Raw genomic sequence first — 19,333 nt, 5'->3', positions numbered from 1 at the left:
CCTCGTGTTGAAAACTTCGCGTTTTTTCGACCTGCTGCGTATCCCTGGCTTCAAGCCGCTGGCCGCCGCCACCCTCATGCTCGGTGTGGCGATGTCGTTCACCGCTCCGTATCTATCGCTGTTCGGCGTCGAGCGCGCCGGCATGACGCCGTTCAGGCTCGGCGTCTTCATGACGCTGATCGCCGCGAGCGGGGTGCTCGCCAGCACGCTCGCCGGCCGTTGGACCGATAAGAGCGGACAGCATCGGCCTTTGCTGCTGGCGGCGCTGGTGGCCGCCGCGCTCGGCTATCTGTGCCTGTGCGTGGTGCGCGATTACCGGCTGCTGCTGCTGGTCGGCATCGTCTTCATCGGCGCGGGCGGCTCGGCCATCTCGATGGTGTTCGCGTTCAGCCGCGCGGCGCTGCCGGTGCCGGACTCCGGCGAGCGCGTGTTCGCGAGCGCGACGTTGCGGACCATCCTGTCGGCGGCGTGGGTGTTCGGGCCATCGGTGGGCGCATTGGTGCTCGCGGCCACCAGCTTTTATGGACTCTTTCTGTTCGCGGCGGCGAGCTTCGCGACCTGCGCGTTCATCGTCTGGCGGATGCGCGAGCCGCAAGGTCATCTGGGCGACCACACGGTGGAGGACACCGCGTCCGAGCCGTCGGCGTCGATCACGGTGCCGCCGCTGACCGCGCCGGGCGAAGACGCGCACGAAGACCTGCCCGGCGTCGCATCGGCCAACGACATCGGCCGCGCGGTGGCCGCGCTCACGCTGCTCGGCCTCGCCGCGAACGCGACGATGATCGTGCTGCCGCTCTACATCGTGCATGGCCTGAACGGCTCGCATCTGGACGTATCGGTGATGCTCGGCCTCGGCGCGCTGATGGAAATTCCGATGATGCTTGCGCTCGGCGCGAAGTCGTCGGCGCTGCACAAGCCGAACTGGCTCGCCGCGTGCGCGGCGGTGCACGCGGTGTATTTCGTCGGGATGTCGCTGGCGGGCAGCGTCAACGTGCTGATCCCGATGCAGATGCTCAATGCGTTCGTCGTCGCCGTGACGTCGTGTCTCGGCATGACCTATGTGCAGGATCTGATGCCGCACTCGCCCGGGCGCGCCACCGCGCTGTTCTTCAACGCGGCGCGGGTCGGCTCGATTCTGTCGGGCGTGTTGTCGGGCCTGCTGGTGCAGGCGTTCAGCTATCGCGGCACGTTTCTGTTTTGTGGCTTGCTGGCGCTGTGCGCCTTGGTGCTGTTCGCGGTGCCCGGGTATCGGTATCCGTTGATGTGGCGTGCGCTGAAGCGCTTCGCGCGCGAGCAGTATGCCAAGCTGCAGGCGAAGCGGCGTCAACGGGTGACGGCGCGTGGCGAGTGAGGTGAAGCACGCGAGCGCGATGCGGCACATCGGCAGCCGCATATGTGGCCGCCAGGCACCGCCAGGCATATATACGTGCATAACACACACGCCAGGAACTTTACGTCACGCCATGTCTCTGCAAAGAGGCGTATCGTCTTTTGACGCGCGCGGCGATGCGCGCTGCGCGTGCCGGAATGAACCAGACGGCTACGGTGTGTCCTGCATTCTTGCATCGACGCGACTAAAGTGGTTTGCGCGGGCCATACTATGCCGCCTGCTTCACCGCTGAATTCGCGACTGAGTTCGCCGTTGAGTTCATCACCGAGTCAACAACCAGGCAACAACCAGGCAACAACCCGGCAACGACGAAGCAACAACCAGAGCCGCCACCGGCATAACACCCGGCGCAACAACCGCATCGCCGCAACACGCCGAACCGACATCGGGCAGTGCAACGAGCCACCTTCCGGAGCGAGATATGCAGCTAGGCATGATTGGATTAGGGCGCATGGGCGCCGACATGGTGCGACGCCTGACCAAAGGCGGTCAGCAATGCATCGCCTACGACGTGCAGTCCGCGGCGGTGGACCGGCTGAAGCAGGAAGGCGTGGCGGGCGCGGCGTCGCTGCAGGACCTCGTCGCGCAACTCGAGAAGCCGCGCGCCGTGTGGCTGATGGTGCCGGCCGCCGTGGTCGACGCCACGCTCGAAAAACTCGTGCCCTTGCTGGAACCCGGCGACGTCGTGATCGACGGCGGCAACTCCTACTATCACGACGACATCCGCCGCGCCAACGAACTCGGCGCACGCCAGCTTCACTATGTGGACGTCGGGACGAGCGGCGGCGTCGCGGGCCGCGAGCGTGGCTACTGCCTGATGATCGGCGGCGAGCCTGAGGTCGTGAAGCGGCTCGAACCGATTTTCGCGACGCTCGCGCCGGGCGCCGCCGCGGCGCCGCCCACCCCGGGCCGCACCGCGACGAGCGGGAGCACTGCCGACCAGGGCTTCCTGCATTGCGGACCGCAAGGCGCGGGGCACTTCGTGAAGATGGTCCACAACGGCATCGAATACGGAATCATGGCCGCCTATGCGGAAGGCCTGAACATTCTGCGCCACGCCGACGCCGGCAAGCACGCGCGCGAAGCCGACGCGGAAACCTCGCCGCTGCGCCGTCCCGAGCTGTACCAATATGATCTGAATCTCGCCGAGGTCACCGAAGTCTGGCGGCGCGGCAGCGTGATCGGCTCGTGGCTGCTCGACCTGATCGCGGGATCGCTCGTCGGCGACGCCGATCTGCAGAACTACACCGGCCGCGTCTCCGATTCGGGTGAGGGCCGCTGGACGGTGGCGGCTGCGATCGACGAAGGCGTGCCCACGCCGGTGCTCAGCGCGGCGTTGTTCGCGCGCTTCAGTTCGCGCGGCGAAGCGGACTTCGCGAACCGCGTGCTATCGGCGATGCGGCACGATTTCGGCGGCCACGTCGAAAAAACGGCGGAGCCGGGCAGTGCGCCAAAGGGCTGAACGGGCCGCCCACCGAAGAGCTCACTGCAATCCTTACCGAAGCGCTCCCACTTTCAGCCAAGGACCCCGCGATGCCAGCCACTCCCTCCACGCCGCACGACGTCGTGTTTCTGTTCGACTGCGACAACACCCTGCTCGACAACGATCACGTGTTGGCGGATTTGCGCGCGCACATGACCCGGGAGTTCGGCGCGGAGAACAGCACGCGCTACTGGGAGATCTTCGAGGACCTGCGCGCGGAGCTGGGCTATGCCGATTACCTGGGCGCGCTGCAGCGTTACCGGCTGGAGCATTCGCGCGACACGCGACTGCTGTTGATGGCGTCTTTCCTGATCGAGTATCCGTTTGCGAACCGGCTGTATCCGGGCGCGCTGGATGCGCTACGGCATCTGGGCACGCGCGGGCCCACGGTGATTCTCTCCGACGGCGACGTCGTGTTCCAGCCGCGCAAGATTGCGCGTTCGGGCTTGTGGGACGAAGTCGAGGGACGCGTGCTCATATACATCCACAAGGAGTTGATGCTCGATCAGGTGATGGAATGCTACCCGGCGCGCCACTACGTGATGGTCGACGACAAGCTGCGGATTCTCACGGCCATGAAGAAGGCCTGGGGCGGAACGCTGACAACGGTCTTTCCACGCCAGGGGCACTATGCTTTCGATCCGAAGGAGATTGCAAGCAATCCGCCCGCCGATGTGAGCATCGAGCGGATTGGTGAGCTGGCCGATTTCGACGTCGATGCGTTGATGGGCGCGCAGGGGTAGGCGGTTGGGCGGAGCGCGAGCCCCGCCAGCAGATACAGGAACCTGCGGGCGGCGCGCACGCAGACCGAGAGGCAAACCGACACGCAGACGCGCAGACGCGCAGAACGCAGCGCGTCAGGCGCCCAACGCCTTCAAGCGCGCCTGCGCATCGCCGGCTCCCATGCGCGCGGCTGCGTCGCTGGCCGTCACCCCGTTCGCATCGTGAGCATTCGGGTTCGCGCCGTGCGCAATCAGCAAGTCCACGATCGCGGTGCGATTGAACATCGTGGCCACCATCAACGCGGTGCGGCCGTCCGGCGACGCGCCCTCGACGTCCGCGCCGTGCGCGAGCAACGTCTCGATCACCTTGTCGAAGCCCTTGAACGCGGCACCCGCGATCGGCGTTTGGCCGTTATCGTTGCGCAGATTCGGATCGGCGCCGCGTTCGAGCAGCACGCGCACCGCATCCACGTGACCGTGGTAGCTCGCGAGCATCACGAGACTGTCGCCCTTGTCGTTACGCAGATTGGGCGGCACGCCTTTTTCGAGCACTGCGGCGAGCATCGATGCATCACCGCGCCGCGCGAGGTCGAAGACCTGCTGGGCAAGTGCGAGCAGGTCGGGATCGATCTGCGCCCGGGACGGCGGGGCGGTATTGGCGGGGTCCGTCAATGAAATCTCCTTGCTGTCGATGAGGGCGCCGCGGCGGCGCCAGGACAGCATCAGGATACACATTTTGTCCCGCGGATGCCCGCCCGGCGGTGCGCTAGCCGGCGCCGAACAGCTTGACCAGGACGCCGAACAGGCCGATCAGGACAGCCAGTCCCGCGCTCAGCAACACGATCGACAGGACAAGGGTCACGAGCACTTTGGCGGGGCTGCGTTTGGACATGGCGGTCGTATTCGTCAAAGATGAGGGCGGCGGGACGTGCAAGACGCTTGCCGCCGCTGCGCATTCGGTTCGGGTGGTGTCGAACGAACGCGCCAGTTCAGTCAGCTCGCCGGGTTCGATCGGGACGTGTTCGGAGTCTAGCGCAACACGGCGTTCGCGCATCTCTCCACCGGCGCTTGCGGCGCATTGCGCGAAAACGTCGAACCATGGCGCGCGCCGTCTGTCACACTCGCGTGACGAGCGCGGGCGACACTCGGGAAAGAGCCGTGAATTCCGCCTGATGCAGTTGCGCAGAGCGGCCCACGCCACTTGCGCCGCGCATGATGCAGCGGCCTCGCCGTCGCTTTCACGGGCCTTTCCGACGGCATCGACGGCATCGACGCCATCGACGCCATCGACGCCATCGGCATAACGACGCCTCATCACGAGCACCCACTGCAGCACCCGCTAACCTGCCTGACAGTCCTTTTCAAGGAGTGACGCCATGGTTGAAGCAAGCTCGCATCCCGCTCCGTCCCAAACGCTGGACCCCGACACGCTGCGCAAGATGGATCGCTATTGGCGCGCGTGCAATTATCTGTCGGTGGGCATGATCTATCTGCGCGACAATCCACTGCTGCGCGAACCGCTGAAACCCGAACACATCAAGAACCGGCTGCTCGGCCACTGGGGCTCGGACCCGGGCCAGAGCTTCGTGCTCGTGCATCTGAACCGGCTGATCCGCAAGCTCGATCTGGACGTGATCTATCTGTCCGGCCCCGGACATGGCGCGCCGGCGAGTCTTGCGCACTGTTACCTCGAAGGCCACTACTCGGAAATCTATCCGGACCGCAGCGAAGACGAGGCCGGCATGCGGCGCTTCTTCCGGCAGTTCTCGTTTCCCGGCGGCATCGGTTCGCATTGCACGCCGGAGACGCCGGGCTCGATTCACGAAGGCGGCGAACTCGGCTACAGCCTGTCGCATGGCTACGGCGCCGCGTTCGACAACCCCGAGCTGATCGTCACCGTGATGATCGGCGACGGCGAGGCGGAAACTGGGCCGCTCGCCACCTCATGGCATTCGAACAAATTCCTCAACCCGATCCGCGACGGCGCGGTGCTGCCGGTGCTGCATCTGAACGGCTACAAGATCGCCAATCCGACCATCCTCGCGCGGATTCCCCGCGAGGAACTCGAAGCGCTGCTGATCGGCTACGGGCACAAGCCGTATTTCGTCGAAGGCGACGATCCCAACGTGATGCATCAGCAGATGGCTGCCACGCTCGAACAGTGCATCGGCGAAATTCGCGCGATCCAGCAGCATGCGCGCGCGAATCGCGACGTGACGCGGCCGCGCTGGCCGATGATCGTGCTGCGCTCGCCGAAAGGCTGGACCGGCCCGAAGGAAGTCGACGGTCACAAGGTGGAAGGCTCGTGGCGCGCGCATCAGGTGCCGGTGCTCGATCCGGTCACCAATGGCAAGAGTCTGAAACTGGTCGAGGGCTGGCTGCGCAGCTATGGGCCCGAGTCGCTGTTCGACGCGGGCGGCCGTCTGGTCGACGAACTGCGCGAACTCGCGCCCGAGGGCGCACGCCGCATCAGCGCGAATCCGCATGCGAACGGCGGCTTGCTGTGCAAGGCGCTCGACATGCCGCCGTTTCGCGACTACGCCGTAACGGTGAAAAAGCCGGCCGCTTCGTACACGTCGCCGACTGGCGTGCTGGGCAAGTTTCTGTGCGACGTGATGCGCAAGAACATGACGAACTTCCGCCTGTTCGGTCCCGACGAAACCGCGAGCAACAAGCTCAACGCGGTCTATGAGGCGTCGCCGAAAACCTGGCTTGCCGACACCGAACCCGGTGACGCGGACGGCGGCGAGCTGTCACCCGACGGCCGCGTGATGGAAATGCTCAGCGAACACACGCTCGAAGGCTGGTTCGAAGGCTACGTGCTGACCGGCCGGCACGGCCTGTTCGCGACCTACGAGGCGTTCGTCCACGTGATCGACTCGATGTTCAACCAGCACGCGAAGTGGCTGGAGAAAGCCAAGCGCGAGCTGGGCTGGCGCCAGCCGGTGCCGTCGATTAACCTGCTGATCACGTCGCTCGTCTGGCGTCAGGATCACAACGGCTTCACGCATCAGGACCCAGGCTTTCTCGATGTCGTTACCAATAAAAGCCCGGACGTGGTGCGCATCTATCTGCCGCCGGATGGCAACTGCCTGTTGAGCGTGGCCGATCATTGCCTGCGCTCGCGCGATTACGTCAACGTGATCGTGTCCGACAAGCAGCCGCATCTGCAGTATCTCGACATGGACGCGGCCGTCACGCATTGCACGAAGGGCATCGGCATCTGGGACTGGGCGTCGACCGATCAGGGTGTCGAGCCGGACGTGGTGATCGCCTGCGCGGGCGACATCGCGACGATGGAAGCGCTCGCCGCCGTGCAGATTCTGAAGGAGCGCTTCGCCGCGCTGAAGATCCGCTTCGTCAACGTGGTCGATCTGTTCCGCTTGATGCCCGAGCGTGCGCATCCCCACGGACTGTCCGACCGTGATTTCGATTCGTTGTTCACCACCAGCAAGCCGGTGATCTTCAACTTCCATTCGTATGCGTCGCTCGTGCACAAGCTCACCTATAACCGCGCGAATCACGAGAATCTGCATGTGCACGGCTATCACGAGAAAGGCAACATCAACACGCCGCTCGAACTGGCGATCGTCAACCAGGTCGATCGCTTCTCGCTCGCGATCGACGTGATCGATCGCGTGCCGGCCTTGCGCGGCGTCGGCGATCATGCAAAGGAATGGCTGCGCGGGCAGGTCATCGAGCATCTCGCGTATGCGCATGCCGAGGGTATCGACAAGGAAGAGATCCGCAACTGGACCTGGAAGAGCTGAGCGAGGGCGACGATGCACACCGAGGACGCTGCGGCGGAGCAAACGATTCTGGTGCTCAACAGCGGCTCGTCGTCGCTGAAGTTCGGGCTGTTCGCACACGCGGACGACGATGAATCCCTGCCGCTGGAGGGCAGCGCCGAAGGGATCGGCCGCAGCGACGGCAGCTTGCGGATCGGATCGCCCGACGGCGGCGTGCTGGTGCAGCAGGAGCACGTGCTGGAGTCGCAAACCGATGCGTTGCGCAAGCTCTCGCAGGCGCTGGCGCAACAGCATCATGCGCAGCCGGCGGCGCTCGGGCATCGGCTCGCGGCTGAGGCCATTGCCGTTTAGTCCGCTTTATTTCGCTTTGACGACGGTATGATCCAACACGCCTGTCACGCCGAACAGGCGCGCCACGTCTTCCAGCGCGGCGGTTTTTTGCTGCAGTTGCAGCTCGCCGTGCAGCGTGATGCGGCCACGTGAGACTTTCACCTTGACGCTATGTTCAGGGACGGCCGAGTCCCAGGCCAGGCGCCGGGTTGCTTCCACGGCGATTTGCGCATCGCTCAGGCGGGCGTCGGCGCCGGATCCTTCGCCCGTCTCCCAGCCTGCGTCAGGTAGCTTGCGTTTCGCGGCGCGAGCGGATGACATGGGTCCTCCACGGAATGAACGGCAATTGAACAACACTAGCAGATGCGTGGAATCTTGCAGGCGGGGCGGCAATGCTTACGGCCGCGCCGGACCCGACCCCGCTCCTTTGAATGCTGACGGCTCATCACCGGCGCGCCCGCCGCACCTTCCTCACCCTGAACAGCAAAGGCTTCGACCATGTCCGACTTTCCCATCGACAACCCGTTTCTCGAATCGCTCGGCGTGCGACTGACGCAATGGCGCGACGGTTACGCGGAGCTGGTCATGGCGATCGACGCGAGCAAGCTCAATCGTCAGGGCGTGCTGCAAGGCGGCGCGATCGCCACGCTGCTCGATGCGGCGGCGGGCTATGCGGGTCTGCATGCGCCGGCGGGACAACCGGCTCGGCATGCATTCACGTTGTCGCTGACCACCAACTATCTCGACAAGGGACTCGGCGAATCGGTGACGGCGAAGGGCTTTCTGGAACGCCAGGGCCGCTCGATTTTCTTTTCGCGCGGCGAAGCGTGGGTAGACGGCAAGCTGCTGATCGCGAGCGCGCAGGGCACCTTCAAATATTCGAAGACGGCCTGATGGCGATGCCTGCCGCAAGCGGCACGCACGCATTCACAGCGCCTTGTACATGACGGTGGTGGTGTCGAGCCGCCCTTCGTCGTGCGGGGCTTGGGCATAGCCTGGAATCACGCCGGCGGTTTGATAGCCAAGCGTGGCATAGAGCGGTTCGGCATGGTCGCCGGTGCGGGTGTCCAGCGTCAGCAGGCTACGCCGCAAGTGCCGCGCATGGCGCTCCAGCTCCGTCATCAACGCCCGTGCGATGCCCCGGCGGCGAAACGCGGGATGGACCAGCAGCTTGCGCACCTCCGCGCGGTGACGCTGATTCGGCATCGTGTCAAAATGGCTCGCGGGCGGCGCCGGGCGGCGCATCCGTCATCACGGAGATTGGTGCGCCTTCGCGATCGTGGGCGTTTATCATAGTGGCCACCAACCAGAACGCGCCGCCTCGCTACGCAACGGTAACGCGCATCATCCACGAGACCCGGCGACTCATGCCGCAACATCATCTATGAACACCACTCCCGACGCTTCCTCCCGCCCCCCGATTCGTGAACTGACGCTGCTCGAGGGGCGCGTGCTCGGCGTGCTCGTCGAAAAGCAGCACACTGTGCCGGACAGTTATCCGCTTTCGCTGAACGCGCTGACGCTGGGCTGCAACCAGAAAACCGGCCGCGCGCCGGTGATGAACGCGACCGAGGCCGAGGTGCTGACCGCCGTCGATGGCCTGAAACGCTTGAGCCTCGTGATGGAAGGCAGCAGCAGCCGCGTGCCGCGCTTCGAGCACAACATGAATCGCGTGCTCGGTTTGCCGAGCCAGTCGGCGGCCTTGCTGACCACCTTGCTGCTGCGCGGCCCGCAGACGGCAGCCGAATTGCGCCTGAACAGCGCGCGTTTCCATGGCTTTGCCGACATCTCGTCGGTCGAGGCGTTTCTCGATGAGCTGGCCGGCAACGAGCCGCCGCGCGTCGTGAAGCTGGCCCGCACGCCGGGAGAGCGCGAGCATCGCTGGATGCATCTGCTGTGCGGCGAGGTGAGCGCAAGCGAGATCGCGCAACCGGGCGGCGAGGACGACACGGTGCCGTTGTCCGCGTTCGAAGCGATCAAGGCCGAGCAGAAGCGCCTCGCCGATGAAGTGGGGCGGCTTCAGTCAGTTGTGCGCCGGATGGCGGCGGAGTTGGGGATCGGCGTCGACGATCTTTGAGCGAGTATTGGAGCGTGGCCGCGTGGTGGTCTTTCTGGAAAACCACCATCGCGCAGTAGGCCGTTCGACGCAAGCGATCGTCAGTACGGCATGCAGGCGCCGCAGTGGCGATGGCTGAAGACCGATGGCTCACGCATCACGGCTGCGCTGGGTGTTTGTCGACAGCATGCGTTGCGTGCGATAAAAGATGCGCGGCGGCACGTTCGGCGAATCCTGGGCAAGCCGGTCGAGCTCGTCGCGAATCGCGGTGAGGTAGTGGCCGTCGCGGGCGTCGGCGTCGCCGGCGAATACGGCTTCGAGCCTGCGACGCACGGCGCCATAGCGCGCGCCGGCCGCGCGGTGTTTCTCCGCGCGCTCCGCGTAACGCAGGAACAGTTTCAACGCGGCGGAGACGGCGGCCGCGACGCTCACGAGCCCAACGAAGAGCCGCTGTTCAATCGACACCGCCGTCAGCGTGAACGACGCGAACACGGCGGTCCCCACGAACGCGGTCAGGGCTGTCACCAGCCAGCCGACCTGGCGGTCGCGCGCCGATAGCAGATCGGCCATGTCGTAGTGGCTCATCTGGGATTCGCGCGCGCGGCGAATCCATTTCAGCAGAAGCTGGTTTTCGTCGACCGGGGGCTCGTAGGCGGGCAGTGTCGTCATGGTGCTTGTCGGGGCGGTTCGGCTGCGCAAGCACTACGCGTGCGCCAGACGATACTGTGCCACATCGAAGCATCAAGCCGGACATCGCGCGTAACCGTAGCGGCAGGTCAGCCGTTCAGCGAGTGAGGCGCCGCACGCGCGGCACTACTTCTTCCGCAAAGCGATCTCGCATGCACGGCCGCGCTGCTTATTTGAGCGCCGCCACCGTACGCCGGCGTGCCAGCAGCTTCACCGCAAGCAGACAGGTGCCCATCACCGTGAACGACAACACGGTCGTCATCGTGCCGAGCGCGTAGATGACCGGCGTCGTCACCGACGTCGTGAGCCCCTGCAGTTCGAGCGGCAGCGTGTTCTGGTCGCCGATTGCCTGCGAGGTGCGGGCGATCTCGTCCCATGACAGCGTGAAGCCGAACATCGCCACGCCGACCACCGAAGGCCCGATGATCGGCAGCACGACATGCCGGAAGCTCTGCCACGGTGTCGCGCCCAGATCGCGCGACGCTTCCTCGTAAGCCGGATTGAAGCGGTTGAACACCGCGAACATCACGAGCAAGCCGAACGGCAGCGTCCACGTCAGATGCGCGCCGAGCGCGGACGTGAAGAGGCCCATCGAGGTCGTATAGCCATCGGCAAACGACTGATAGCCCCATGCCGACGCGAGGTACTTCACGCCGTTATCCAGCAGCCGGAACGTCAGGCCGATACCGAGCGACACGATGATCGACGGCATGATCAGACTTGCCACCGATACATAGAACACCGCCGTATCGCCGCGAAATTTTCGACGGAACGCGAGGCCCGCGGCCACCGAGAACACCACCGTCAGCACCGTGACCACCAAAGCGAGTCGCACGGACCGGCCGAATGCGGCCCAGATGTCGATATCGGCGACGCCGTTGCGCAGCACCGCGAACCAGTGCAGCGAAACACCACGCATCGGGAACGTCAGGCCGCCCTCGGGGCCCTGGAATGACAGAATGAAAATCGTGATCACCGGTCCGTACAGGAACAGCACGAACAGGCCGAACAGCAGCGCAAGCCAGTAGAAACTGGCCGGACGGCGTTCACGATGTCTGACGCGAATGGTCTGCATTTTCACAGCTCCTTGCGAATATCGACGACGCGCGTCAAACCCCACACGATCATCAGCACGACGGCGAGCAGAATGATCGCGTTGGCCGCCGCGGCGGGAAATTGCAGGTAGCCGGTCTGCACCTGAATGATCTTGCCGACCGACGCGATCTGCTGCCCGCCCATCACGCCGACGGTCAGGAAGTCGCCCATCACGATCGTGATCACGAAGATCGAGCCGATCACGATGCCGGTCTTGGACAACGGCAGGACCACGTCGCGCACCACCTGCCAGCCGCTCGCGCCGGCATCGCGCGCGGCTTCGAGCAGCGACCGGTCGATACGCATCATCGCGTTGAAGATCGGCACGATCATGAAGAACGTGTACAGATGCACGAACGCGAGCACCACCGAAAAGTTCGAATACAGCAGCCATTCGAGCGGCTGATCGATCAGATGCGCGCCGAGCAGCGCCTGATTCACGAGGCCGTTGCGGCCGAGCAGCGGCATCCACGAAATCATCCGGATCACGTTGGAAGTCCAGAACGGAATCGTGCAGACGAGGAACAGTACCGTCTGCATGCTCGTCGTGCGGACATGGAACGCGAGAAAGTACGCGATCGAAAACCCCAGCAGCAAGGTCACGGCCCACACGATCGCGCAGAACTTGAGCGTCGACCAGTAGGTCTTGAAGGTCACGCAGACGTCGGTCATCGACGAACAGCCGTCGAAAATCGCCGCGTAGTTCTTCAGCGTGAACGCCGGAATGATCTGGTATTCGTTGAAGTCCCAGAAGCTGACGATCAGCGTGATCACCAGCGGCACGATGAAAAATAGCAGGAACGTCAGCGACAGCGGCGTCGCCTGCAACCACGCCGGTGCGCGGCGATGTTTGACGGGCGCGTCCTGCGTGAGCGAGGGAAGGTCGATCGTTGCCATGGGCGGATGTGTCTATCGATTGACGTGCGCGGCTGTAGTGCCTCGCGCGGGGAAATCTCTACGCGGCGAACCGGCGCCGTGTTTGCCGATGTGTTTGCCGGCGCGTCATGCACCGGCAAACACAACGCACGGCGTGACGCTCGATCACGCTGCGATGAACTCGTTCCACTTCTGCACCATGTAGATGTTCTCGTCCATCACCGCGTTCCAGCACGCAATCGCGCTCATGCGCTGCGTGTAAGAGCCGCCGTCGCGCACCGCGCCGGCCTTTTCGAGCAACTGGCCGTCCGGCGCCTTGATGTCCTGCGCGGCGGGCTTGCCCTCGATCCAGTAGTCCCATTCGTACGGCTGCATGTGCGTCTTCGCGGTTTCGATCACGCCGGGGTAATAGCCCTGGCGCATCAGGTAGGCGCCGGCCCAGCCGTCCTGGAACCAGTTGACGAACTCATAGGCGGCGTCGAGCTTCTTGCCTTGCAGCGAGCGCGGAAAGCCGAAGCCCGAGGCCCACGAACGATAGCCTTCCTTGAGCGGCTGGAACTTGCACGGGATGCCCATCGTGCGCACCTTCGTCACTGCGGGCGACCACATCGACTGGATCACGACTTCGCCCGACGCCATCAAATTCACGCTCTCGTTGAAGTCCTTCCAGAACGCGCGGAACTGGCCGGCATGCTTGGCCTCGATCAGGATCTTGATGGTCTGGTCGATCTCGGCCTTCGTCATGTTGCCTTTGTCGCCGTACTTCACGTGGCCCATCGCCTCGATCGCCATCGCCGAATCCATGATGCCGATCGCGGGAATGTTCAGCAGCGCGGCCTTGCCCTTGAATTGCGGATTGAGCAGTTCGGCCCAGCTGTCCACCGGCCGCTTGATCAGATCGGGACGAATGCCGAGCGTGTCCGCGTTGTAGGTGGTGGGAATCAGCGTCATCCATTCGGTCGGCGTCGCCGAGAACTGGGTCGAGCGCGGGCCCGTGAGGAACATCACCTTTTTCGGCGCGGTGCCCTGGTCGCCGATCTTTTTGCCGTTGACTTCGCCGCGCGTGAGCACCGGCGTGATCTTGTCGGCGAGCTTGATGCGTTTGGCGTCCATGCCCGCGAGCGTGCCGGCCGGAATCAGTTTCTTCAGCGCGAAATATTCGGTGTCGACGATATCGAACGAGTTGGGCTGCGTGATGATGCGCTTGGCGACGTCGTCGGTGGTCACCGGCACGTATTGAATCTCGATGCCGGTGTCTTCCTTGAATTTCTTCGCGATGTCGGCGCTCTGATTGACCGCCGTGCCGAGGTAGCGCAACGTGATCTTTTCCTGCGCATGCACATACGGAAAACCGGCAATGCCGGCCGCCGCCACCGCACCCTTGATGAACGTGCGGCGCGACAGGCCTTTTTCCTTGACATCCGTTGCATCCACTGCTGCCGCTGCCGGACTCCCGTTCGTTTCGTTCATTGCTTTCTCCTCAGTTGACGTTCGATTGACGCTCATTCGATGTTTTGTTCACGGCGCCGCGCTGGCCGCGTTCAAACGCTCAGGCCGCGAGCGGATGCGCGTCCTGCTCGTTCCACCAGACCACCACGCGCGCCTCGGGGCCGAGCCGCGTCGCGTCGTAATCGCCGTCGCTCACGAGCGAGATCAGTTCGGGCGAGCCGTCGAGCGGATCGAGCGTCATGCGCAAATGCGTGCCCTGATACTCGGCTTCACGGACCTTGCAGGGCACGCCGCCGATACGGGGCAGGCCGCTCTCGCCGCCCGCGTTGTGCACGGGCGTGACGCCATGCGGCACCACGCGCAGATGATCGGCGCGCACGGTAAACGAGCGGCCGTTCGTGTTGAAGACGTTATGACCGCCGAGAAAGCGCGCGACGAACTCGGTACGTGGCCGGTTGAAGACTTCATGCGGCGTGCCGCTCTGTTCGATACGGCCGTGACTCATCACCACGACGAGATCGGCGAGCGCCATCGCTTCTTCCTGCGAGTGCGTGACGTGGACGAAGGTGATGCCGAGTTCTTTTTGCCAGCGCTTGAGTTCGGCGCGCATCTGCACGCGCAGGAACGGGTCGAGCGCGGAGAGCGGTTCGTCGAGCAGCAGGCAGCCCGGCTGATTCAGCAAGGCGCGCGCGAGCGCGACGCGTTGCTGCTGGCCGCCGGAGAGTTGTGCCGGCTTGCGCGCGGCATACGCGGACATGGCGACGAGTTCGAGCAGTTCGGCGGCGCGCTTGCGCCGTATGTCCTTCGCGACGCCGCGCATCTTCAGGCTGAACGCGACGTTGTCGAGTGCGCTCAGGTGCGGGAATAGCGCATAGTTCTGAAACACCATCGCGGTGCCGCGCGCGGCGGGTTCGGCGCGCGTGACGTTACGGCCCGCGATCAGAATGTCACCTTCGGTGACGGATTCATGACCGGCGATCATGCGCAAGGTGGAGGTCTTGCCGCAGCCCGATGGTCCGAGCAGGCAGCAGTATTGACCACCGGCAATGCGCAGGTCGATCGCGTCGACGGCCAGCGAATCGCCGTATTGCTTCGAGACGTGGACCAGTTCGATATCGGCGGCTTGAGTGTCGAGCACCGTTGAAGCAGGCTGAATCATGAAGGAAGTGTCCTCGTGAACGGCGAACAGTGGGGCACGCGCCAAATCAGCTACGCCACCTATGCGAGGCGATGCAAATGCAAGACATGTGCCATCCATCGCATCACGGCGCTCGCGCAATGCCGGCGTACCGTTGGGCCTAACGTCTACGAGTTGGCGCACATATTGCAACCGATCCGCAGCGACGATCGTTAGCGATCAGCAGGATGGATTTGCGCGATCACGGTGCGTCAGCGGTCCGTCTCGGGGCGTGAACCGGCCAATCCGGTTCATCCATGACGTGACGCGGCGTTTTTCGTCATCCACGGTTTCTTCTCATGAACGACACACGGCACACGCCCGCAATAGAGAACCGCGCGCGTCAATCGCTCGCCACGCACGGACGTTTTGCATACAGGCCGATCACGGATAGCGACGCGTTCCGCTGGCCAGGCGGAGCGGGACTCGCGGTCTATCTCGGCTTCAACATCGAGCACTTTGCGTTCGGTGAAGGACTCGGTGCGGCGCTCGGGCCGCTTTCACCGCAGCCGGACGTGCTGAACCATAGCTGGCGCGAGTACGGCAATCGCGTCGGGGCGTGGCGCTGCATCGAACTGTTCGATCAACTCGCGTTGCCCGCCGGCACGCTGATCAACACCGCGCTCTACGATCACTGTCCGGAACTGATCGCGGCTTGCGTCGCGCGTGGCGATGAACTGATTGGCCATGGCCACACGAATGCGCACCGGCAGAGTGACCTCGACGAAATCGGTGAGCGCGACCTGCTTCTGCATTGCCGCGAACGGATCGCTGAAGAGTCCGGTACACCGCCGCAAGGCTGGCTGTCGCCGTGGATTTCGGAATCGCATCTGACGCCCGATCTGCTGGCCGAGACGGGTTATCGCTACACGCTGAACTGGTGTCACGACGACCGCCCCGTGCGCATGGCCACGCGCGCCGCGCCGCTCTGGTCGATTCCGTATCCGCAGGAACTCAATGATCTGCCGATGATGGTGGGGCGGCACATGGACGGCCGCGCGTTCGCCGACATGATCGTCGACCAGTTCGACGAGATGCTCGATCAGGCCAATCGCGGTTCGCAACCGCAGGCCCTGGTGATGGGCATGGCGCTGCATCCCTATCTGGTCGGGCAGCCGTACAGGTTGCGGCATCTGCGCCGCGCGCTCGAACATATCGCCGCGGCGCGCGCGCGAGGCGACGTATGGATCACCACACCGGGCGCGATCGCGAATCATATGGACGATCTGGAGCGGGACGGCATCGTGCGCCCGGCTACGGTATGAGCGCGCGAGACGGCGCGGCCAGCGCGAAAAAGGCTTGTGGCGAGGAGGCCGACATCGATGCGCGCATCTACCAGTCGATTTTCGATGGCGTGCTCAATTATCGTTTGACGCCCGGTACGAAGCTGCCCGAACCCGAGCTGTGCCAGCTGTTCGGCGTGGGCCGCGCGGTCGTGCGTCGCGTGCTGGAAAAACTCGCTTATGACGGCATCGTCGTATTGCGGCCGAACAAGGGCGCAGTGATCGCCGAGCCGACGCCCGAGGAAACCCGCGAGATCTTCGAAGCGCGGCGCTCGGTCGAACGGATGCTCGTCGAGCTTGCCGTGCAGCGCGCGAGCGCGCGGGATATCAAGGCGCTGCGCCAGCAACTCGCGAGCGAGCACGACGCGATGCATCGCTTCGACCAGCCGTCGTGGGCGACGCTCGCGAGCGGCTTTCATATGCGCATCGCCGCGCTGGCGGGCAACTCGATCCTGCAAAACTATCTGAAGGAACTGGTGTCGCGTTGTTCGCTGATTGTCGGTGTGTACGAACCGCCGGGGCATGCGCCGTGCGAGCATGCCGAGCATGCGGCCATCGTCGACTGCATCGAGGCGCGCGACGCGGCAGGCGCGATCGCGCATATGGAAGCGCATCTGCGCGATCTCGAAGAGCGCATTGAAACCTCGCGGATGCGTGGCGAGAAGAGTCTCGGCCAATTACTCGGCATCATTGGACAAGCGACCACGAACCAGGCGGACCGACATGGAAATTGATTTCGCGGCGATCACCGAATACCAGCGCTACAAGCTGATGGCGAGCCTGATCGTGCCGCGTCCGATCGCGCTCGTCACGACGCTCGGGCCCGACGGCACGATCAACGCCGCGCCGTTTTCGATGTTCAACATGCTCGGCGAAGAGCCGCCTATCGTCATGATCAGCGTGAACCGCGGGTCGGACGGCACGCTCAAGGACACGGCGGTCAATATCGTTCGGACCGGCGAATTCGTCGTGCATCTCGCCGACGAGGCTATCGCCGAAAAAATGCATCGCTGCGGCGAAAGATTGCCGCCTCATGTGAGCGAACTCGCCGAGGTCGGCTTGACAGCGGTGCCGAGCTCGCACGTCGCGCCGCCGCGCATCGCGGAAGCGCCGGTCGCGTTCGAATGCACGATCTGGGAGACGCTGGAGACGAACAGCCGGCAGATTTTTATCGGCCGCGTGCATCGGCTGCATGCGCGCGACGAATTGATCGACATCGAGACGTGGCGCGTGCGCTTGCAGCACTACTTTCCGGTGGGCCGATTCGGTGCGAGCGACTATGTGACGACACGTGACCGGTTTACGCTCGGGTGACGGCGTTTAGCCGTTCGATCGCGCGGCTCCAGCACCACCCCGATCACACGCCCAGCGCGCGCCCGTCGCTGCGCGGATCGTGCGCGCCTGAAACCGTGCCGTCGGCATCGATGCGAATCACGCCCGGGTGACCCGCGAGCGGACTCTGCGCCGCGATCGTGCTGACCTCGTGGCCGCGCGCAGCCAGCGCCGCGAACACGTCGGCACCCGCGTCCTCTTCGAGCTTCAGCGCATCGCGCGTGTCGGAGAACGTCTTGCCGAGCAGAAAGCGCGGGCGGGCGAGGGCGGTGAGCGGGTCCATCCCGTAGTCGATCAGCCGCGTGAGAATCGCGGCGAGCGTTTGCGGCTGACCGTCGGCGCCTTGCGTGCCGAACAGCAACTGCGGGCGGCCGTCTTTCAGATACATGCCGGGGTTTAGCGTATGAAAGGGGCGCTTGCCCGGCTGCACGACGTTGTGATGCGCGGGGTGCGTGCTGAACGACGCGCCGCGGTTGTGCCACAGAATGCCGGTGTCGCCCGCGACCACGCCGCTGCCCCAATCGAAGTAGACCGTTTGCAGCACGCTGACACTGCGGCCCTCGCGATCCGTCGCGCCGATGAACACCGTGTCGCCGGGGCGGAACACGTGCGGCCACGCGCGTGCCTGCTGCAAGTCGATCGAAGCGGCATGCCCGTCGAGTGTCGCGCGCGAGAGCATCTGCCCGAGCGGCACGTCGTTGAACTCGGGATCCGAAACGAAACGGTCGCGATCGACGAACGCGCATTTCACCGCTTCCACCAGCAGGTGGTAGTAATCGGCGCTGCCTTCGCGAATCGAGGCGACGTCGAAGCGATCCAGCGTACCCATGATCTGCAGCGTCGTCACCCCTTGCGTGGGCGGACGCAGACTCACCAGTTCGCCGCCGCGATACGCGACCCGCAACGGCGCTTCGTCGCGCGCGCGGGTTCTGGCGAGATCGCTCGCGGTGAGCGGCGAGCCGGCCTGCTGCAAACCGCGTGCGATCCGCTCGGCCAGCTCGCCTTCATAAAACTCGCGCGCGCCGAAACGGGCAATCCGTTCGATGCTTTTTGCCAACGCCGGTTGCGCGAAGCGCTCGTCGATCGCGGGAATCCTGCCGTGCGGCGCGAAGGCCGCCGCGAAGCCGGGTAATGCGCTCAGTTCGCCGGCGCGCAGGCTTTGCCAGAAATGTTGGGACGGCGTGACCGAAAAACCGTTGCTCGCATAGTCGAGCGCACGCTCGAACAGCGACGCCCACGACTGCGTGCCGCCCCATATGCTTTGACTAATCGCGTATGCCTGATGCCAGGTATCGACGGTGGCGGCAGTCGTGAGCGCGGACGCCGCGCCGCGTACGGGAATCGCGGCATCGAACGCGGGCAGTTCAGCCGCCGCCTGGCCGATGCCCGAGAGCGTGCGCAATGTCCCTGTGCGGTCGCCGATCACCCAGAAGGCGTCGCCGCCGAGTCCGGTGAAATGCGGATACGTCACGCACAGCGCCGCGCCGATCGCGATGGCCGCTTCGATCGCGTTGCCGCCGGCACGCAATACGTCGCGGCCGGCCTCGCTCGCCGACGCATGAGGGCTGGTGACCATGCCGTCGATGGCACAGGCGAGTCGAGAGTCGTGCATTCTTGCTCCGCTACGGGGATGAGTTGCGCATGAGCGCGCCGGAGTCGGAAGTATAAGTTCGCGCGCGGCGCCGAAAATAATCAGTGCGACGC

18 protein-coding genes and 2 pseudogenes are annotated in these 19,333 nt (G+C 64.5%); 10 read left to right on the top strand and 10 right to left on the bottom strand.

Going from position 1 to position 19,333, the window contains the following annotated elements:
* The first annotated feature begins 4 nt into the window (after nucleotides 1–4).
* The 3 genes from B0G69_RS26195 (at nucleotide 5) to B0G69_RS26185 (ending at nucleotide 3,616) form a co-directional block, all read left to right on the top strand.
* On the top strand, nucleotides 5–1,351 hold the full coding sequence (locus tag B0G69_RS26195; RefSeq protein ID WP_121322379.1) for a sugar efflux transporter: 1,347 nt from the start codon (nucleotides 5–7) through the stop codon (nucleotides 1,349–1,351).
* Between the two features lie 460 nt (nucleotides 1,352–1,811).
* On the top strand, nucleotides 1,812–2,852 hold the full coding sequence (gene gnd, locus B0G69_RS26190) for a phosphogluconate dehydrogenase (NAD(+)-dependent, decarboxylating) (RefSeq protein ID WP_121322377.1): 1,041 nt from the start codon (nucleotides 1,812–1,814) through the stop codon (nucleotides 2,850–2,852).
* 71 nt (nucleotides 2,853–2,923) lie between these two features.
* Nucleotides 2,924–3,616, top strand: coding sequence for an HAD family hydrolase (locus B0G69_RS26185; RefSeq protein WP_121322375.1), 693 nt, complete (start codon nucleotides 2,924–2,926; stop codon nucleotides 3,614–3,616).
* Between the two features lie 114 nt (nucleotides 3,617–3,730).
* Here B0G69_RS26185 and B0G69_RS26180 read toward each other — a convergent pair whose 3' ends face one another.
* Nucleotides 3,731–4,267, bottom strand: coding sequence for an ankyrin repeat domain-containing protein (locus tag B0G69_RS26180; protein ID WP_199731339.1), 537 nt, complete (start codon nucleotides 4,265–4,267; stop codon nucleotides 3,731–3,733).
* A 94-nt stretch (nucleotides 4,268–4,361) separates the two neighbouring features.
* Nucleotides 4,362–4,931, bottom strand: a complete 570-nt coding sequence (locus B0G69_RS26175) for a hypothetical protein (protein WP_121322373.1) — start codon at nucleotides 4,929–4,931, stop codon at nucleotides 4,362–4,364.
* Between the two features lie 40 nt (nucleotides 4,932–4,971).
* Between B0G69_RS26175 and B0G69_RS26170 the strand changes: the two genes are divergently transcribed.
* A complete protein-coding gene (locus B0G69_RS26170; RefSeq protein WP_121322371.1) occupies nucleotides 4,972–7,365 on the top strand; it encodes a phosphoketolase family protein in 2,394 nt (797 codons plus the stop codon).
* A gap of 12 nt (nucleotides 7,366–7,377) precedes the next feature.
* A pseudogene (locus B0G69_RS26165) lies at nucleotides 7,378–7,671 on the top strand (acetate kinase); the annotation flags it as partial.
* Between the two features lie 30 nt (nucleotides 7,672–7,701).
* Here B0G69_RS26165 and B0G69_RS26160 read toward each other — a convergent pair.
* Nucleotides 7,702–7,995, bottom strand: coding sequence for a BON domain-containing protein (locus B0G69_RS26160; protein WP_121322369.1), 294 nt, complete (start codon nucleotides 7,993–7,995; stop codon nucleotides 7,702–7,704).
* A 177-nt stretch (nucleotides 7,996–8,172) separates the two neighbouring features.
* Between B0G69_RS26160 and B0G69_RS26155 the strand changes: the two genes are divergently transcribed.
* The gene (locus tag B0G69_RS26155; RefSeq protein WP_121322367.1) at nucleotides 8,173–8,568 is read left to right on the top strand and encodes a PaaI family thioesterase; all 396 of its coding nucleotides are present in this window, start codon (nucleotides 8,173–8,175) and stop codon (nucleotides 8,566–8,568) included.
* Nucleotides 8,569–8,601: 33 nt separating this feature from the next.
* Here B0G69_RS26155 and B0G69_RS26150 read toward each other — a convergent pair.
* Nucleotides 8,602–8,889: pseudogene (locus tag B0G69_RS26150) on the bottom strand (GNAT family N-acetyltransferase); the annotation flags it as partial.
* Nucleotides 8,890–9,058: 169 nt separating this feature from the next.
* Here B0G69_RS26150 and B0G69_RS26145 point away from each other — a divergent pair.
* The gene (locus B0G69_RS26145; RefSeq protein WP_121322365.1) at nucleotides 9,059–9,751 is read left to right on the top strand and encodes a YceH family protein; all 693 of its coding nucleotides are present in this window, start codon (nucleotides 9,059–9,061) and stop codon (nucleotides 9,749–9,751) included.
* Between the two features lie 129 nt (nucleotides 9,752–9,880).
* Here B0G69_RS26145 and B0G69_RS26140 read toward each other — a convergent pair whose 3' ends face one another.
* The 5 genes from B0G69_RS26140 to B0G69_RS26120 form a co-directional block, all read right to left on the bottom strand.
* On the bottom strand, nucleotides 9,881–10,399 hold the full coding sequence (locus tag B0G69_RS26140; protein ID WP_121322364.1) for an SLATT domain-containing protein: 519 nt from the start codon (nucleotides 10,397–10,399) through the stop codon (nucleotides 9,881–9,883).
* Nucleotides 10,400–10,586: 187 nt separating this feature from the next.
* A complete protein-coding gene (locus tag B0G69_RS26135; protein WP_121322362.1) occupies nucleotides 10,587–11,492 on the bottom strand; it encodes an ABC transporter permease in 906 nt (301 codons plus the stop codon).
* A gap of 2 nt (nucleotides 11,493–11,494) precedes the next feature.
* Nucleotides 11,495–12,409, bottom strand: coding sequence for an ABC transporter permease (locus tag B0G69_RS26130; RefSeq protein ID WP_121322360.1), 915 nt, complete (start codon nucleotides 12,407–12,409; stop codon nucleotides 11,495–11,497).
* A gap of 144 nt (nucleotides 12,410–12,553) precedes the next feature.
* The gene (locus tag B0G69_RS26125; protein ID WP_121322358.1) at nucleotides 12,554–13,858 is read right to left on the bottom strand and encodes an extracellular solute-binding protein; all 1,305 of its coding nucleotides are present in this window, start codon (nucleotides 13,856–13,858) and stop codon (nucleotides 12,554–12,556) included.
* Between the two features lie 79 nt (nucleotides 13,859–13,937).
* The gene (locus B0G69_RS26120; RefSeq protein ID WP_121322356.1) at nucleotides 13,938–14,996 is read right to left on the bottom strand and encodes an ABC transporter ATP-binding protein; all 1,059 of its coding nucleotides are present in this window, start codon (nucleotides 14,994–14,996) and stop codon (nucleotides 13,938–13,940) included.
* A 317-nt stretch (nucleotides 14,997–15,313) separates the two neighbouring features.
* Between B0G69_RS26120 and B0G69_RS26115 the strand changes: the two genes are divergently transcribed.
* From B0G69_RS26115 to B0G69_RS26105, 3 genes are read left to right on the top strand one after another with little or no spacing between them, the layout of a single operon-like run.
* Nucleotides 15,314–16,279: a polysaccharide deacetylase family protein gene (locus B0G69_RS26115; protein WP_121322354.1), complete on the top strand. Its 966-nt coding sequence runs from the start codon at nucleotides 15,314–15,316 to the stop codon at nucleotides 16,277–16,279.
* Nucleotides 16,276–17,031 (top strand): GntR family transcriptional regulator, encoded by a 756-nt coding sequence (locus B0G69_RS26110; protein WP_121322352.1) that lies wholly within the window; start codon nucleotides 16,276–16,278, stop codon nucleotides 17,029–17,031. The genes B0G69_RS26115 and B0G69_RS26110 overlap by 4 nt, the downstream gene beginning before the upstream one ends.
* Nucleotides 17,021–17,611: a flavin reductase family protein gene (locus B0G69_RS26105; protein ID WP_121322350.1), complete on the top strand. Its 591-nt coding sequence runs from the start codon at nucleotides 17,021–17,023 to the stop codon at nucleotides 17,609–17,611. Before B0G69_RS26110 ends, B0G69_RS26105 begins: the two co-directional genes overlap by 11 nt.
* Nucleotides 17,612–17,654: 43 nt before the next feature.
* On the opposite strand, the gene B0G69_RS26100 is transcribed toward B0G69_RS26105, so the two are convergent.
* Nucleotides 17,655–19,241: a gamma-glutamyltransferase family protein gene (locus B0G69_RS26100; protein ID WP_121323889.1), complete on the bottom strand. Its 1,587-nt coding sequence runs from the start codon at nucleotides 19,239–19,241 to the stop codon at nucleotides 17,655–17,657.
* Nucleotides 19,242–19,333 lie beyond the last annotated feature (92 nt).

It is taken from the genome of Paraburkholderia sp. RAU2J (assembly GCF_003634845.1).
GTDB lineage: Bacteria > Pseudomonadota > Gammaproteobacteria > Burkholderiales > Burkholderiaceae > Paraburkholderia > Paraburkholderia fynbosensis.
This window is presented reverse-complemented; position numbering and strand designations above follow the sequence as displayed.